The sequence below is a fragment of the Thermonema lapsum genome, assembly GCF_011761635.1.
GTDB lineage: Bacteria > Bacteroidota > Bacteroidia > Cytophagales > Thermonemataceae > Thermonema > Thermonema lapsum.
Map to the genome: position 1 here is coordinate 31,058 of NZ_JAASRN010000004.1, position 16,526 is coordinate 47,583.

The window sequence follows — 16,526 nt, forward strand, 5'->3', positions numbered from 1 at the left end:
AGGCAAAGAAAAAGCATGAACTCAACTGCAACTGATAAGTCATCAATGAAACAGAGCGTAGTTACTAAGATGCCCTTGCTGCATGCATATGCTTATGCGGCTTTGTCAGCTCTTTTGCTCTCTATGGCATGGTATGTACCTTACCTGCATCTAAGCATCTTTTTGGCTTTTGTTCCTCTTTTACTTCTTCTTCGGGCTTATAGAATGAAGCTGCTTACAGCCAAACACCTGTTGGCAGCTTCTTACGTTGCCTTTTTGCTGTGGAATGTAGCTACTACTTGGTGGATATGGAATGCCAGTGCCGGCGGGGCAGTGGGGGCATGGCTGGCAAATGCCTTGCTTATGTGTTTGCCTATGGCAGTAGCAGCGAGCGTGGCGCGTAAGGCGGAGCCCCTGTACGTACATCTTGTTTGGGTGCTTGCTTATTTGTCTTTTGAGTATTTTCATCTCAACTGGGAGTTGAGCTGGCCCTGGTTGCAGTTGGGCAACGCTTTTGCTTTGGCGCCTGCTTGGGTGCAATGGTATGAGTTTACCGGAGTATTAGGGGGCTCTCTCTGGGTGCTGTTGACCAACCTCTTAACTCTGCACATATTCACGAGTCGTCTGCCTCACAATCGCCGAGTATATGCTTTCTATAGCTTCTTGCTCATAGCCCTTCCAATAGGTATTTCTTATTGGCTGGGTGCTCGTTACAAAGAAAAAGGCACAGCCATAGAGATAGTGGTGATGCAGCCCAACATCGACCCTTACCAAGAGAAATTCCCAGACAGCCCGCATTTCATTCCCTTTGTCGAGCAAATTCGCCGTTTTATGGACTTATCGCAGCAGCAAATCACGCCGAACACGCGGCTGATTCTATGGCCCGAAACCGCTATTGACGACGCTTTGTGGGAGGAAAATATCCATCAATATGCTGTGATTCGTCAATTGAAAAATTTCATGGGGCGTTATGCGCAAGTGGGGCTTATTACGGGGCTTACTACCGCCCGCTTCTACAAAAATGAGCTTCCGCCTGTTACTGCACGTTATCAAGAGGGGCTGGGGTATTACGACGTGTTCAATACTGCTATGTTTTTGAAACAAGACACGTTGGCTTTTTATCATAAGTCCAAGTTGGTGCCGATGGTAGAGGCAATGCCTTATCCGGCTGTTTTTCGTTGGTTGTCCGGCTTGGTCATAGACTTGGGGGGCACTTCTGGAGGGTATGGAAAACAGGCAGAGCGGACTATCTTTGTAGATGGCGATGCTCGTTATGCGCCAATCATATGCTTTGAGTCTGTCTTTGGCGAATATGTGGGCGAGTATGTGAACAAAGGGGCTAATCTGTTGTGTATCATTACCAACGACGGCTGGTGGGGCGACACGCCAGGATATAAACAGCACATGCGTTATGCTTGCTTGCGTGCCATAGAGCACCGGCGTGCGATAGCCCGTTGCGCCAACACCGGCATATCTGCCTTCATTAGCGCTAAAGGGGAGGTACTGCAGGCGACGCCCTATTGGGTGCCTACGGCAATTCGAGGCAGCTTGAGATTGAACAACGAACGCACTTTTTACAGCCGCTATGGCGACTATTTGGGGCGTTTGGCTGCCTTTGTTTTGATTGCTTTGTGGTTGTCGCTTTGGGTGAGGCATTGGCGTTTTTCAAGCCTCACAAAAAAGAAGCAGTCATAGAGCCAAACCAAAAACAGCTGCTGTCTGTTTCTAAAATAAAACACTGAACATGAGCCATTTTCTATTCTCTCGCTACTTGAATAAACAGAATAAAAAATCGCCCAAAGCCACCTTCGAGCAGCTGTTGAAGATTTTTCTGGAATTGATAAACATCACCGGGGGCAATGTGGCTGAAGCCTTGGCTTGGTTGAACAACCTCGACAGCAAGTACGGACTTACCGATGATAGCTACGGCATGGGCGACTTCATCGAAGACCTCAAGAAGAAAGGCTATATCAAAGAAGAACAGGTGGGCGGAAAATGGATTATCACGCCTAAGAGCGAGCGTACCATCCGCCAGCAAGCGCTCGAAGAGATATTCGGCAAGTTGAAACGAGGCAAAAGCGGAAATCATAGAACGACTTATGACGGAAGCAATTCAGGAGAGGCGTTGCCGGAGTTGCGTCCCTATGAGTTTGGTGATGACTTGCAGCAACTGGCATTGACCGAGTCGCTGCGCAATGCCTATATACATCATGGCATTGATGACTTCCTACTCACACAAGACGACTTAGAAGTGCGCGAGCAGGAGCAGTATGTGCAAACCTCCACCGTGCTGATGATAGACGTGTCCCATTCCATGATTTTATATGGTGAAGACCGCATCACGCCTGCCAAAAAAGTGGCAATGGCACTGGCAGAGTTAATTATGCGAAAGTATCCCAAAGACACTTTGGATATTATTGCTTTTGGCAACGACGCATGGCAGATTTCCATCAAAGAATTGCCTTACTTGCAAGTAGGTCCTTTCCATACGAATACGGTGGCAGGTTTGGAGTTGGCTATGGACCTGCTCCGACGCCGAAAAACACCCAACAAGCAGATTTTTATGATTACCGATGGCAAACCTACTTGCATCAAAGAGGGCATCCGCTACTACAAAAATAGCTTTGGATTGGACAGAAAAATATTGAACAAAACGCTCAATTTGGCGAAGCAATGTCGCCGGCTGGGAATTCCCATCACCACTTTTATGATTGCTACCGACCCTTATTTGCAAGAATTCGTGCGTAAGTTCACGCAGGTGAATGGGGGCAGGGCTTATTACAGCTCGCTGCAGGGTTTGGGCGACTACCTGTTTGAAGATTATCAGCGCAACCGCCGTCGCTACATGCGGGGTGGTAGCTGACAAAGCTTGAATCACTGCCCTGAAAGCAAGGAGACCACATAAAGCATCTCACGGGCTATTTGAGCGCAGCGTTCATCATAGGTGCTGGCTTCTTGTGGGCTTCCATCTGCCTTTTTGGGGTCTTCGTAGGGAATAGCTACGCGTGCAGTAGCACCTCGTACAGCCGGGCATGCCTCATCGGCTTGTGAGCAGGTCATGACAGCTATGAAGCCATGTTGAGGGTTTTCGGCTGTGTCATATACTTTCGAATAAGCTATGATAGGCTGAGCATCGTCAGAAAAGCGAATTTGATATTTTGGGTTGTCCCCCTCTTGAAGTGTAGTTATTTGGAAGCCTGCGCGCTGTAGGGCAGCGATGGTGCGCGGATTGCAGGCAGTAGCTTCGGTGCCACCGGAATAGCAACGGATATAGTCAAGTCCTGCTCGGTAGGCAGCTACACTCATCCATACTTGTGCAAAGTGGCTACGTCGCGAGTTATGGGTACAAATAAAGATGATGGGTACTTCACCTTGTTTATCGTGCAGCTTTTGAATCTGCTCTGCAAAAGCACGCAGTTGTGCTTTGCGCTCGCTGTCGATTTGCGACCATTCATTGCGTCGTTGCAGAAGGTACTGTTCAATAGATGGATACAACATAGTTATGAATACGTGAAGTGCAGCAACAATAAAAAAGTGCATGGTCTTTTTTTAGGCGCTAGTATAAACAATGCCGGCAGAACGGGATGCAATGCCGGCATTATCTTTTTGTGAAGTTTGTATGTATCAACATTTTATGAAGAGCTTTGTAATTCTGCCAATTGCTTTTCGAGTTCTTCTATGCGTGCTTTGAGTTGAGTGCGCTGTTCAAAAAGCTGTTGTATAATGCGCTGATTCTCTGCTTCTGCCATTTTGGCTTCGGTAATATCTTTTGAAAAGACAGAAGCGCCTATTACTTCGCCTTTTTCATTGAAGATGGGGTTGAAAGAGTATTCTCTGTAGATGGTGCGTTTATCGGTTTCACGTTTGATGATTTTCTGAAAGCGCTCGCCTCGGAAGGCTCGTTCTAACCATAAACGCCACTCTTCACGCCGCTCGGCAGGGATGAACATAAGGAAATCATCGCCTTCTTTTACAGGCACTCCTTGGCGTCTGCGGTTAAACTCCTCATTGAAAACCAATATTTTAAAATCCCTATCTACTGCTACGATGGAGTCTTCGGTGTTGTTAATAAGCGAGTTGAGATTTGCTTCTTTAGTACGCAGCTCCAGTTCGGCTTTTCGCTGCTGGGTGATGTCGGTGATGAATACGGAGATGCCGTACACACGCTGCCGCTCATTGTATATGGGATTGAGATGGATTTCGTAATGATACACTTCCCCACGCATGCTTTGCTCCGTAAATAGCATGACGCGTTCGCCTTGCAAAGTCCTTTTTACTTCGCGTTGGGTTTCTTGCCAGCTAAGCCCGGGTAGAGGTTCTTCAAGGATGCGCCCTTCGTCTAAGTAAACGCCAAAGGATTCATAAAGACGCTTCATCACATTGTTGATAAACGTAATGCGATAGTGCATGTCCAAAGCCATAATGGCGTCAGAGGTGTTGTTAAGTAAGGCTTTGAGGTTGCCTTCTTTGGCGGCAATTTCACGCCGTGCCCGTTCTACTTCCTCTTGGGTAGCTTGCAGCTCTTCCAAGTTTTGGCGCATCTCTTCGTCGCGCTCTCGCATGAGCTCGTTGGCTTCGCGCAGTTCCTGCAGTAGTTTTTGGGTGCGTTGTGCGGCTTTCAGGTTGGCAAAGGTGGTGGCTATACTTTCGCTCAATTCTTCCACAAAGTCACGGTAGGCTTGTGGTATTTCATGAAAGGAGGCTATCTCTATGACACCTTCTACTTTATCGCCTCCTTTTAGGGGGGCTATGAACAGGTATTGGGGACTGGCACCTCCCAAGCCGGAACGGATTTCGAGGTATTTGGGGGGGATGTTTGTAATATAAATTGATTTACCTTCTTTCCACACACGCCCTAATAGTCCTTCGCCTATTTTTATTTCTTTGGTTAGATACTTCTGCTTGTTGTAGGCATAGCAGCCGATAAGTACCAATTTGTCTTCTTTTCCGACCTCTTCGCCGGTGGCAATAAACAAGCCCCCTTGATTTGCTTGCAGGCGTTGCACCAAGTTTTTGATGAGGCTATTGCCTAATTTTTCCAAATCACCGGTTTCGCGCAAGATGCTCGAGAACAAAGCAAGCCCTTCGTTGCGCCAAGCGCGCAAGGCTTCTTGCTCCGATATAGATTGCAAGCCCTCTTGCATCTTATGCAGCGCCGCACCCAGTTCACTTTTTTGAGGAAAGAGTTCCTCGTACTGGTCGTAATTACCTTGTGCTACCTGCAGGGCATACTCTTTAAGTTGCTTGAGCCGCTTGGCTAAGGTGTTCAATTCGGTTGCAATAGGGTTTAGCTCTTGACTGCGGGTGTAGGTTGCTTGGGGTATGTCGCCACTGCTCAGCTGCTTGCTTTGTACCTGAATGCGCACCAAATCTCTGTTGATAAGACGTATGACGTTGGTCATTACCAACAAAATCAAAAACAAGGTAGCTACGATTGCCACACCTTCTATCCAATTGAATTGTGTGCTTTCGCGCAGCAGCTCTTCGTCTAACTGACGGATGGTGCGGTTATTGGCTCTAATGAGTTTTTCCAAAGAAACGTCGATGCTGTTTTGTGCTTCGCGCAATGAGCCATTGACCAAGAAGGCAAGTTTGAAGTTGAAGATGGTAGTAGCCCGCATCGACTGTAGGCGGATGTCTTCGTCGCTTTGTCCGCTTTGTAGTGCGCTGATGGCTTGGCTATTGTATAGGTACTGGCGGTTGCTTTCCTTGTTGAGGCTTATGGCGTCTTCTACCAGCTGGTTGAAGTGCTCCATTTGGTTGCTGAGTGTCTCGAGGATGGCATCCAATTCTGGTGAATTCTGCTGTTTTATCAGTTGCCGTAGCTGCTCAAAAGAGGCTTGCACCTGTGTGTCCTTGTATTGGCGCAGTGTCTGGTTTTCTTGGTTGGAGATGCTTAGAGTAGGTGGATACACCAAAGCGTGTAATTGGCTCATTAAACCGTTCACTCCTTGACCCAACTGCAATGTATAGTAGTTGGTAGGGTGATAAAGGCGGTTGAGTGTGTGGCTTTTGTCAATAATGACACGAAGGCGCACACTCAACAGCGTACTGAACAGCAATAGTACCAATACGGCAGTGATGCCACCCAAGAGGATGCGTCCACGAATGGAGTTGACTCTAAACAGCTGACCCAGCCCTTTCAATATATCGCTTAGTATTTTTTCCATGCGCAAGGGGTGCTTTATTGTATTTACCCAAAAATAAGCATTTTTGTAAATTGAATGCCACCCAAGTAGCTGCTTGTGAAAGCAGCAATCATTTTTTTGAAATTAAAATACACAAATCATGAGAAAAAAAATAGTAGCTGGAAACTGGAAGATGAACACTACGCTTGCAGAAGGGCAAGCCTTGGCATCTGAGATAATTCACATGGTGGAAGACGAAACCGACCGAAGCGTACAGGTGGTGCTAATTCCGCCTTTTACTCATCTGTATCCCATCAATAAACTCATCGGTTCTTTACGAAAAAAGCATATTTATTTGGGTGCCCAAGACTGTTCGGCACATGAAAAAGGGGCTTATACCGGAGAAGTATCGGCGGCTATGTTGCAATCGGTAGGGGTCGATTATGTGATTGTTGGGCACAGCGAGCGCCGCGAATATCATGCAGAAAACCATGCGCTGTTGGCTCAAAAAGCACGCCGGGTGCTGGAGCACGGCATGCAGCTTATCTTTTGTTGTGGAGAGCCCTTGAGTGTGCGGGAGGCAGGCAACTACCTGGAATACGTAGAAGCGCAACTGCGTGAGAGTTTATTCGAACTGGAAGCAGACCTTTGGGAACACATAGTGATTGCTTATGAGCCAGTATGGGCAATAGGTACGGGTAAGACTGCCACACCAGAGCAGGCACAGGAGGTGCATGCCTACATACGAAGCCTGATTGCAGAGCGCTACGACAAAGCACTTGCACACGAAGTGAGCATATTGTACGGAGGCAGTTGCAAGCCTGAAAATGCCGCAGAGCTCTTTGCCCAAGCTGACATCGACGGTGGATTGATTGGAGGGGCTTCGCTCAAATCGCGTAGTTTTGTAGATATCATCAAAGCATGCCAGTAAGCAGATATGGAGTACATAGAAGTAAACTTGAAAGCGCCTGTTGAGTGCTATGACCGCTTAGTGGCAGCGCTTTCTTTTATTGATTATGAGGGCTTTGTAGAAGAAGAGCAGCAACTGAAAGCCTATATCCCTGTGAGTAGCTGGTCGCCCGAGCGCTTGCAGGAGGTACTCCAGCAGTTCGAAGGAATAGAATATACCATTGCCAAACTGCCCGATGTCAATTGGAATGAAGTATGGGAACGCAGCTATGAGCCTGTATGGATAGAAGGAGCTTGTTTTATCCGTGCCAGCTTTCACGAGTCAGCGCCACAGGCAGCCTATGAAATTGTGATTACCCCCAAAATGGCGTTTGGCACAGGGCATCATCCCACCACAGGGCTGATGCTTGCTTGGCAGATGGAGCTGTCGCAACAAGGCAAAAAAGTGTTGGATGCAGGTTGTGGCACCGCCATCCTTTCTATTATGGCAGAGAAAAGAGGGGCTCGGCATGTAGATGCTTATGATATTGACGACTGGGCAGTGGACAATGCCATTGAAAATGTGTATCTTAACCGTTGCAAGAAAATTTTCGTACAAAAAGGCACCATCAGGAGCGTTCAACTGGATGCTTCACCTTATGACCTTATTTTGGCAAACATCAATCGCAATGTGCTGTTGGATGAAATGCCTGATTATGCCCGTCATCTGGTTACAGAAGGGGATTTGTTGTTGAGTGGCTTTTTGGTACAAGATGTACCGTTGATTCGGTCGGCAGCCGAAGCAAATGGCTTGGAGTTTGTGGCGTTAAAGCAGAAGGATGGGTGGGTAAGTGTCCATTTTACCAAAAAACAAGAAGCCTGAAATTTTTAAAAACCATATAGCATGAGTCGTCTTTTTTGGAAGGTAGCTTGTTGCTGCATTTTATTTTTGATGTTTGGCACGGGGGGATGGGCACAGCGGCTTTCTACGCAGAGCGAGGAATTTATTGCCCAGGTAGAGAAACACATGCTTGCAAGCGGCAATAGCGAGGCAGTAGCCGTTGCCCGTCGTTTGGCAGAGCAGTGGAGGGCAGGTGCCTACTCTGCCGATGAACAGGCAGAAATTATTGCTGTGTCGCAACTTATCTTGGAAAAGCGCCTGCGCCCGGCTGTGGAATGGAAACAGTGGTTAAAGGTGCTTGTGATTGCCAAGGAGCAACCATGGGCAAGCAGCCGTCTGAAAAATCTGCTGCAAACCACCAGGCGGGCATTCCAAGAATACAACTCCCAAAAGATGAGTCTTTACTTGGAGCGAGTGCACAGGTTGGTGGCAGACTCGCTGCTCTACGCTTCCAACTTCAACCGACTTTATGCCTTTGCGCCTGCCTATGACTTTGTGTGGGTCGATAAAGAAGCACCCGCAGCCTACCCTTGGATAGGCAAACTAACCCCGCCGGTTGAATCTAAGCTGCCGAAAGATGACTTCTTATGGAATGAAGACAACGGGCAATCCGATAAGACAGCAGCCGAAGAAACAACAGTCAAGGGCGCCGAACCCTCAGGAGCTTTGATTGTTTTTCCCAAAGTAAATATCATCTATACAACCCCTTATGACTCGGTGGCTTTTACAAACGTACAAGGGGTTTTTTCCTTTGAAAAAGATGCCTTGATAGCCAACGGAGGAACTTTTGACTGGAACAACCTCTCGGCAAGAACACTGGCAGACTCGGTGCGTGCGGCGCAGCGCCTACCGGTGCGCTTAGAATTGAGCTATTGGGTACACCCTGTAAAAGAGGTGCGTTTTCGTGCCGAAAACACCACGCTTTATTATGACGAAATGCTGCCGATGCCTCTGAAAGGGCGCTTTGAGTTTGTCAGCCAGCGGCGCAATAAGGAAGAAGATGCCCGCTATCCGTTGTTTACTTCCTACGATGAAAACATTCGTTTGGAAGGCTTGGGTAAATACCTTATTTACGAAGGAGGAGTAGGGCTGCGCAATAAACGTTTGTTTGGCTTTGCAAGGAACCAAAACACTGCTCGTTTGCAGGTAGTGCATGAGGGCAGGAAATACATGGAAGTGCATGCACGTGAGTTTCTTCTGATAAAGAACAATTTATCGGCACTGTCGGCTTCGTTTACTTTTTACATGACTGCCGGCGATTCGCTTTTTCATTTGAATGTGGCAATGAACTACAGCATTGAAAAAGGCAAAGATGGCGAGCAGCATGTCATTAAATTTATCAGAGAGAAAGCCAACGTTGACATGCCTTTTATAGACAACTACCACAAAATGTATATCTCTGCCGACCTTGCCACTTACAACATAGATGCCAATAAAATGGACTTTTATGTGGTGGGTGCCAAAGACCGCATCCCCGCGACTTTTGAGTCGTACAGCTATTTCGATGAAGAGCGCTTTGTGGGCTTGCAAGGGGTACAACCTTTCCACCCGGTGCGTGTCTTGCAAGCTGCCCTAGATCGCTACGGTCATTACAACGAATTGGGTGAAGGTGAAATCTATCTGGACGCTTTGCTGGATATTACTCGTAAAGACTACAAGACCGTTTTGGGTATGGTGCGTCAGATGGAGCGTCTGGGCTTTGTGGTCTATAATGAAGTGACAGGGATAATAAAGATCCTGAACCGTACCACTCACAACTATGCTTCGGAGCAATACAAACAGGTGATGAAGCGCATCCATCACTTGGTGCATAAGGATACCACCGCTGGTAAGCCTGTGCGTTCACTAGAAGAATACGCTCAAGAGTTACCGGAAGGCACACGGAAATATGTGTATCACGACTTTGATGATATGCTCATTACCTCGCTGTCGCCGCGTGATGCGCGTCGTGATTCGATAGTTTATGATACCATACGCTTCAAGTTTCCCAAAGAAAAAATGTATTTGGCAAAACTTGAGGGGCTCAATGTGTATTTCACCAAATGGCGCTTACAAAGCCGCCCCGATTCCTTGGCGGGCATTCCCGATACGGCTATTGTGATGGAAGATACCATGAACATACCGAATTTCAAGCGGGACTATGTGTACAAGCTTTTCTACGAATTGCGCCGCTATGATTACAACGAAGCAAATTTCTATTTAGACGAAGTCGAGGGCTTTTATGTGCTGAGCAAGCGTTTCCCCGGTCCGCCTATGCCCAATGCTACCATCGATGCCGAAGGGGGCGGGCTTACCATCCGTGGTATCGAACGCTTTGACCTGAGTAAAAAACTGAATGTGGCGGTAATCCCAAAATACAAAGAGATTAAAATCTTTGGTAACCGGGTGATTATGCTCGAGGAAGGGGAAGTGACCGTCGGCAACTTCCGTTTTATTGGTAAAAATTTTGTGCTGCCTTATGAAGAGTTTCGCCTGACGATGGGAGAAATAGATACGATGCTCTTCTCGGTGCCCGATGCGGAAAACCCTAAGGTCAAAATATGGCTGGGTGAGGAAATCCGTTGGGGGGCTGGTGAGTTGCAAATCAACTACGCCAACAACAAATCGGGTTTGAAATTTGGACCCATACCCGGCGTGCCGGATGAGACCTATGAAGGTTACCCCAAGTTGAGCATCCAAGAAGGGGGGACTATCTATTTTGACCAGCTGTATCGTCAAAGGGGGGGCTATCATCGCCAAAAGGTGTATTTTAAAATACCAGCTATTTTTCTCGACAGCTTGACATCCAAACTACCTCAGTTTAAAGGTACCTTCTATTCCAATTTCTTTAAACCATTAGAAGAAGAGTTGCAACCTATATTTGACCCCGACTACGACGGTTGGGATTCTAAGTACTCTTTGGGGTTTGTGCATTATCCCAAAAAGGAATACAAGCTGTACCATACAGAAGGCACACTAAAGACTGACTCGCTGGTGATGTACAAAACCAAGCTGGTAGCTTTGGGCAATAACGAAATCAAGCATTTGACAACTACTGTACGCTCGTCCCGCTTTATTATTACTTCTGACTCGCTTGTCGCCCATGAGGCTACTTTTGATACGCGCCGGGAAGTGTTTAAAGGAACGGACTACCCACGTGCTTATGGCGACAAGCTTAAGCTGCGTTGGATAACCAACATCACGGGTATAGAAGATACGGTAGCAGTAGACAGCATGCTATTGTTTACACGCCCCAATGCACCGGTGACTATATTTGAAGAAACCAACCCCGCCGCTTTCAAAGATGGTTATATTGCCATCACGCCCAATGCCTTCTGGGCTGATGGTATTTTGGCACGTAAAGATTTTTGGGTTTTCTCACGAAAGATGCGTATTGAATCCAAACATCTGTGGGCAAAAGAGTCGGAATTCCGGATAAGCTCGTATCAAACAGACCCCTTTGTCATTGACGACATCTTCTTTTACACCCACCCCGCCATTTTGCAAGGCAATGGAGTAAATGTAGATTTCGACCTGAGAGGGGGCGTTTGTAAAATAACACCTGTGCCCGAAATCCTGCAGTTCAATCCAGAATTCCCGTTCATTACTTTCCCTTATGCTCAATTCCGTACTTCGATAGCCGAGGTAGTCTGGGACCTTAATCAGCAGGAGATACGAATGCAAGGCGACAGCAACTCTGTCTTTTATTCTACCAAGTACGCAAGCATAGACATAGCTGAGGCAAAAAAAGACCTGCACTTTAAGGCAAGTGGTGGAACTTACAACATACGCAATATAGAAGAACCGCGTTTGGATTTGACCGGTGTGCCTTATATCATCACAGCAGATGCCAAGGTGATTCCCGACAAAGGAGAAATTACCATTTTGAGGGGGGCTGATATACAAGAACTGCAGAATGCTCAAGTAATAGTGGATACTCTGCGGCAGTACCACCATCTCATTAACGGTAAAATTAAAATACAGCATCGCCTTTCCTTTGAAGGGCGCGCAGATTACCGCTATGTAAACATAGCCGGTGATACTTTTGTGCTGCACTTCAACGATTTTGAGCTGGTGCGCAATATCATAGGCGACACCACCAAGCGACGTTCTAAATGGCAAGAGGTGGTATATACGCGCTCTACCGGCGAAGTAAAGGAAATAGAGCGCTTCTTCATGGCGCCGCACATCCAATTTAAAGGTAGCGTGACCATGATTGCTCCCAAACGGGGCTTGCAATTTGATGGCTTTATCAAGTTGGATTTGCAAAGCCGCAAGGACCTTGACGCATGGATTCCCTTTAAAAGCGACTCGGGCGAAGTGGTCGTTCAGCTGCCCGAAAAGCTGAGTGTGGGGGCTGATGTGCTCACTTCTGGCTTGTTTTACGACCCCGTGGATGGGGTGTTGTATGTGACCTTCCTGGAAAACAAGCGCAAATTCACCGATGAAGAGCTTTTCCTTGCTTCCGGTGAACTAGTGTATACAGCTGCTTTGAACGAATTCAAAATAGCACCACCTAAGAAAGTAGCCGGTGAGCAATTGAAAGGCAACCGTCTGGTTTTTGATGACGAGACTGCCAAGATTCTCTTGGACGGAAAAATACGCCTATTGGGTGAAAGCTTTACACCTTATGTGAAGCAAGCGGCAACAGCGGAAGTAGATTTGAAAGGCAACAGCTATAAGTTCAATGCTTTCTTCTTATTAGATGTTCCTGCGCCGCGTTCGGCTTTCTCTGCCATGGGTAGTTTGATGGTACTCAACAAGCCGGAAAATGTACGGGTTGCAGAACCCGATCCCGTGGAGCTGAAATGGAAGCTGGCTGAAATCGTTGGCGACAAAGCAACGAAAACCTATGTCGATGCACAGCTGAAGGCAAGCGAGGAGCAAATGACTATCCCCTTGCTCACGGTGGACAAACTACTGTCCTCAGCGGCTTTGGTGCTGTCACGGGTCGATTTGCGCTGGTCGCCCAAAGAACGGGCTTTCTACAGTGTGGGTCCTATAGGGGTGTCGAATACTTACACCCAAGATATCAATGCAGCTTATACCGGTTATATGGAAATACAAAAGACCGAAGCCGGTGAAGTATGGCATCTTTACCTGCAAGTCAACGACGAGATATGGTTCTACTTCACTATGCAAAATCATATCTTGCGGGCAGTCTCTTCTGTGGATGAGTTCAACAATCAGTTTGCCAGAGGAAAACGTCCCAAACGGGAAGGTGAGTATGGTTTTGAATTGCTTGAGCCGGGAAGCGCTCGCTTGTTTGTAGAGGACTTCAAAGCGAAATATTTAGGTGGTTCCAAACCCCAACCGCAGGAAAAAACACCACAAGAGGAGAAAGAAGACCGAGAAGGGTTTTAAGAAATAGGCAAAGCCGCCTTAGGTTGTTCTATACAAGGCGGCTTTTTTTGGTACCTCATTTTTTGTATTCAGGTGTCGCCAGAATGACTTTCCTCCTCACCTTTCTGTGTAGATTCAGAAATGGGTTGCTTTTGCTTTAACAGCTGTTGGTAGAAAAGGTCGAAGCGGCGATCTAACAAATTGTAACGCTCATAAACCATTTCGCGTAGTGCGGCTATTTCTGATTTACTGCGTACATGAATCACATAGGCGGTGCCGGCAGCTGCTAAAGCAACAAATGCCGAAAGAATGGAGATAATCCATAAACCGTGGTATCCATTTGCAGCTGTCTTTTGAGAGGATATAGGTGCAATGTTTACTGCTTCTTGTTCAGGTGCTGATATTTCGCTGGGCTCATTCACATCATTTTCTTTGGGATGTACGAAGGGAGCTTGCTTCTCTGTCGCCAATTGTTGCCGTATGGCATTGGAGCGTATGATGTCAAACTCACGGTTCAATTGGCGGAGGGCGTCATTCCATATTTGGAGCTTTTTACTATCGTTGCCATGTGCTATCTGCCCGATGCCTTCCAGTTCGGCAATCAGGTCTTTTTGTAGCTTTTCAAGGCGACTTTCAAGGTCAGTCAGCTGCTCATAAGAGCGCCGGGCGTAGGTGTTATACAAACGGGTTGAACTCTTAAAACGAGAAGGGAGGCTGTTCCCTAGCGCTTGGAGGCTACGGCAATCCAGCGTCTTTACATAACTTGCTTGCCCTTGATACTTGTAGTTGAAGCGAATGGCTTCACATAGCATTTGAAGTTTCGCCTGCTCAAAAGCCAATGATTCATTGCCTTGTGTATATGCAAAAGATGCATAAATTAGCATAAAACAGAAAAGGAGGTAAAAGCGTTGCCGCATCATAGGAGTGAGAGTTTCTTATTCAAAGCAAAGCAAAGGATTCTATGCTAAAAAATCAAATTTGCTTACTGCTCTTGGGACTGCTGCATATAGGCGGGTATGCTCAACAAATTAAAAGGGTGGAGCTGGGGATTGACGGGCTTACCTGCTCGCAGTGTATGCGCAGTGTGGAGATTGCCTTGCGCAAGCAGCCGGGCGTTGAGGCTGTACGGGTTGATTTGCAAGCAACCACAGCTTACGTGGAAACCAATGAGAGGCTTCAGTTGCCTTTATTGAAGCACGCAGTCGAACAAGCCGGCTTTTCGGTGCGCTCAGTCGCGCTCTTTTTTGCATCGCCGCTGTCTATTACCTCTTGTATGAAACAAGGAGGAGGCTGTTTGGTGTGGCTTCAAGAAGAAGAAAACACAGCGGCTTGTCAGAAGGTATATGTGGCAGGAAGGACGATTCTGTCAAAACGGGCGTATAAGCAGTGGGCACGCCGTCATCTGCTGCCGGCGCAAGCTTGTGCAGACTGCTTGAGCAATGTCTGGTATGTAAGCAAAGCGCCTTATGATGAAACTGCTGTTAAGTAAATATTTGTACAGGATAGTGCTTGTTTGTCTGCTGCCATTTGTTGCACAAGCGCAAGAGCTGTATATACTCAATGAGCCGGCAAGCAATATACCTAAGGGGGCATTGGGTGTGCGCTTGATTCATATGCATTATCCGAACGAGCAACCGAACAGCACAGACCGCTTCCGTCTGATGCATGCGCTGCGTTTGGCATATGGCATCTCGGGGCGTTGGATGTTGTGGGTGCAGCCTGCTTTCTCTAACCACCACAGCCTTGAGCTGCCACCCGACTTAGTCAACCATTACCACATAGGTACGCAAACGGTTTTTTATTCGTCGAACCCACAGCAGGTTGTACCTTATCCTTATCGTTATGCGGGCACACACTTCTATACCAAGTATCTTTTTTTGAAGCATGACGAGCGCAACGACCACTTCCGGGCAGCTATTTATGCGGAATACTCTACAGCCAACAATCCTCATGAAGAAGCAGAAGCCAATTTATATGACGACACTGGAGGGTGGGGAGCTGGTTTGGTAATTACCAAGCTGTATCATCGATGGGCTTTGTCTTACACTACGGGGGTAATTGTGCCCCATCCCTATGAAGGTACAAGCGGCGGCTTGCCTACCCGTATGGAGTACGGTGTGGCTTGGAAATACAATCTGTCGTTGGGATACTTACTTGCCCCAAGGGTATATAGAGATTATCATCAGAACAACACCAATTTATATGTGGAGTTGATGGGCAAACAATATCCTGCTGCGCGTATCATTCAGGATGGAGAGCGTATTCCTGCAAGTAGTGAGCTGCACATCGGGCAGTATTACTGGGAGGTTTATGCCGGCATACAAAAAATTGTGAATTCCAATACTCGCATAGAAATAACTATAGGAGCACCCTTGTACCGGCGCTCCTATATTCACAACTATCCCGTAGTGCAAATTCAACTACAACACTACTTTTTTCCTTAGAATTTAGATGTTCTAAACGGCAGTTTGTTCTGCCCGTTTTTTCATTTCAGCAAAGAAAATGTAAAACACAGCTAAAAACAAACCTGCAAAAAATCCAATAAGAGTATTTTGCTGGGGCGAAGCCTTTGCTGGTTTACTTACAGGGCGCACCGGCTCTATGATGCGTATGGCTTCAGGATATTGGAGCTCTTTTTTAACAGCGAGTTGCTCTTTTTTTAAAGATACAATCTCTGTGTAGATACCATTAGTAAGTACTTGCCTGTTTTCACTTGTGTTGTTGATAGTACTTACCAAAGTGGTGTGTATGCTGTCGAGGCGGCGGATTTGGTCTTGGATTGCTTCGTATAGCTCCTCTTGTCGTTGCAGAAAAAGAGCATTCTCTTTTTTTACATAAGGAATCTCCGAAATATACTTTACAAGAGCATTTTGGATGGTTTCATAGTCTTCTGGGTTAGATGTTTCAAACTCTACAATCACCGTTGACGTTGAGTCTATTTGATTGTTTTTGTCTTCCATGCGGCGTGCCGTGATGCTCTTCAGACTGCGGGCTTGTTCTTCACTAATTTCAAGTACTTGAGCCAACTTCTTGGAATCGTTGGCTTCTTTTAGGGTTTCCAAGTCTTTAATGAGTTGTAGTGTCTCAGCTGAGGAAAGCACACGCACAAAGATGATAAAGCTGTTTTGGTAAACCGGCTTGATGAGAACAAGCGAGAGGAGCAGTGCTAGTAATGCACCAGCAACAGGGAGTAAAATCAAAGGGCGATAGTAGCCCTTTGCCAGGCGATACGCCCCGGCAGCTACGTCTATCAGATCAAAGTCTTTTTGGGGAATCTGTGACATGGGTTTGCTTTGGTTTCTGTAAGC

11 protein-coding genes are annotated in these 16,526 nt (G+C 46.9%); 7 read left to right on the forward strand and 4 right to left on the reverse strand.

Annotation, left to right across the window (positions count from 1 at the left end):
* The first annotated feature begins 15 nt into the window (after positions 1–15).
* The gene (gene lnt, locus FHS56_RS10565) at positions 16–1,674 is read left to right on the forward strand and encodes an apolipoprotein N-acyltransferase (protein ID WP_243844211.1); all 1,659 of its coding nucleotides are present in this window, start codon (positions 16–18) and stop codon (positions 1,672–1,674) included.
* Between the two features lie 49 nt (positions 1,675–1,723).
* Positions 1,724–2,842: a vWA domain-containing protein gene (locus FHS56_RS10570; protein WP_166920608.1), complete on the forward strand. Its 1,119-nt coding sequence runs from the start codon at positions 1,724–1,726 to the stop codon at positions 2,840–2,842.
* Between the two features lie 11 nt (positions 2,843–2,853).
* Here the strand turns inward: FHS56_RS10570 and FHS56_RS10575 are convergent, their stop codons facing one another.
* Both FHS56_RS10575 and FHS56_RS10580 read right to left on the reverse strand, forming a co-directional pair.
* A complete protein-coding gene (locus tag FHS56_RS10575; protein WP_243844212.1) occupies positions 2,854–3,519 on the reverse strand; it encodes an arsenate-mycothiol transferase ArsC in 666 nt (221 codons plus the stop codon).
* Between the two features lie 92 nt (positions 3,520–3,611).
* Positions 3,612–6,149: a PAS domain-containing protein gene (locus FHS56_RS10580; RefSeq protein WP_166920610.1), complete on the reverse strand. Its 2,538-nt coding sequence runs from the start codon at positions 6,147–6,149 to the stop codon at positions 3,612–3,614.
* Positions 6,150–6,267: 118 nt separating this feature from the next.
* Here FHS56_RS10580 and tpiA point away from each other — a divergent pair, with 118 nt between their 5' ends.
* Genes tpiA through FHS56_RS10595 form a run of 3 tightly spaced genes read left to right on the forward strand, consistent with a single transcriptional unit; the run spans position 6,268 to position 13,239 of the window.
* Complete coding sequence (gene tpiA / locus FHS56_RS10585) at positions 6,268–7,038, forward strand: triose-phosphate isomerase (RefSeq protein WP_166920612.1); 771 nt, start codon at positions 6,268–6,270, stop codon at positions 7,036–7,038.
* A 6-nt stretch (positions 7,039–7,044) separates the two neighbouring features.
* A complete protein-coding gene (prmA, locus tag FHS56_RS10590) occupies positions 7,045–7,878 on the forward strand; it encodes a 50S ribosomal protein L11 methyltransferase (RefSeq protein ID WP_166920614.1) in 834 nt (277 codons plus the stop codon).
* A gap of 21 nt (positions 7,879–7,899) precedes the next feature.
* Positions 7,900–13,239, forward strand: a complete 5,340-nt coding sequence (locus FHS56_RS10595; RefSeq protein WP_166920616.1) for a hypothetical protein — start codon at positions 7,900–7,902, stop codon at positions 13,237–13,239.
* Positions 13,240–13,307: 68 nt separating this feature from the next.
* Here FHS56_RS10595 and FHS56_RS10600 read toward each other — a convergent pair whose 3' ends face one another.
* On the reverse strand, positions 13,308–14,138 hold the full coding sequence (locus tag FHS56_RS10600; protein WP_166920618.1) for a hypothetical protein: 831 nt from the start codon (positions 14,136–14,138) through the stop codon (positions 13,308–13,310).
* 41 nt (positions 14,139–14,179) lie between these two features.
* Here FHS56_RS10600 and FHS56_RS10605 point away from each other — a divergent pair, with 41 nt between their 5' ends.
* Positions 14,180–14,707: a heavy-metal-associated domain-containing protein gene (locus FHS56_RS10605; RefSeq protein WP_166920620.1), complete on the forward strand. Its 528-nt coding sequence runs from the start codon at positions 14,180–14,182 to the stop codon at positions 14,705–14,707.
* Entirely contained in the window at positions 14,685–15,662 is a 978-nt protein-coding gene (locus tag FHS56_RS10610; protein WP_166920622.1) for a hypothetical protein, read from the forward strand. Before FHS56_RS10605 ends, FHS56_RS10610 begins: the two co-directional genes overlap by 23 nt.
* Positions 15,663–15,674: 12 nt before the next feature.
* Here the strand turns inward: FHS56_RS10610 and FHS56_RS10615 are convergent, their stop codons facing one another.
* Positions 15,675–16,502 (reverse strand): hypothetical protein, encoded by an 828-nt coding sequence (locus FHS56_RS10615; RefSeq protein ID WP_166920624.1) that lies wholly within the window; start codon positions 16,500–16,502, stop codon positions 15,675–15,677.
* Positions 16,503–16,526: the final 24 nt, after the last annotated feature.

Excerpts from the sequence above, each read along its gene's own strand:
- lnt (WP_243844211.1), top strand. The coding sequence starts at position 16 with ATGAACTCAACTGCAACTGATAAGTCATCAATGAAACAGAGCGTAGTT.
- FHS56_RS10570 (WP_166920608.1), top strand. The coding sequence starts at position 1,724 with ATGAGCCATTTTCTATTCTCTCGCTACTTGAATAAACAGAATAAAAAA.
- FHS56_RS10575 (WP_243844212.1), bottom strand. The coding sequence starts at position 3,519 with ATGCACTTTTTTATTGTTGCTGCACTTCACGTATTCATAACTATGTTG.
- FHS56_RS10580 (WP_166920610.1), bottom strand. The coding sequence starts at position 6,149 with ATGGAAAAAATACTAAGCGATATATTGAAAGGGCTGGGTCAGCTGTTT.
- tpiA (WP_166920612.1), top strand. The coding sequence starts at position 6,268 with ATGAGAAAAAAAATAGTAGCTGGAAACTGGAAGATGAACACTACGCTT.
- prmA (WP_166920614.1), top strand. The coding sequence starts at position 7,045 with ATGGAGTACATAGAAGTAAACTTGAAAGCGCCTGTTGAGTGCTATGAC.
- FHS56_RS10595 (WP_166920616.1), top strand. The coding sequence starts at position 7,900 with ATGAGTCGTCTTTTTTGGAAGGTAGCTTGTTGCTGCATTTTATTTTTG.
- FHS56_RS10600 (WP_166920618.1), bottom strand. The coding sequence starts at position 14,138 with ATGATGCGGCAACGCTTTTACCTCCTTTTCTGTTTTATGCTAATTTAT.
- FHS56_RS10605 (WP_166920620.1), top strand. The coding sequence starts at position 14,180 with ATGCTAAAAAATCAAATTTGCTTACTGCTCTTGGGACTGCTGCATATA.
- FHS56_RS10610 (WP_166920622.1), top strand. The coding sequence starts at position 14,685 with ATGATGAAACTGCTGTTAAGTAAATATTTGTACAGGATAGTGCTTGTT.
- FHS56_RS10615 (WP_166920624.1), bottom strand. The coding sequence starts at position 16,502 with ATGTCACAGATTCCCCAAAAAGACTTTGATCTGATAGACGTAGCTGCC.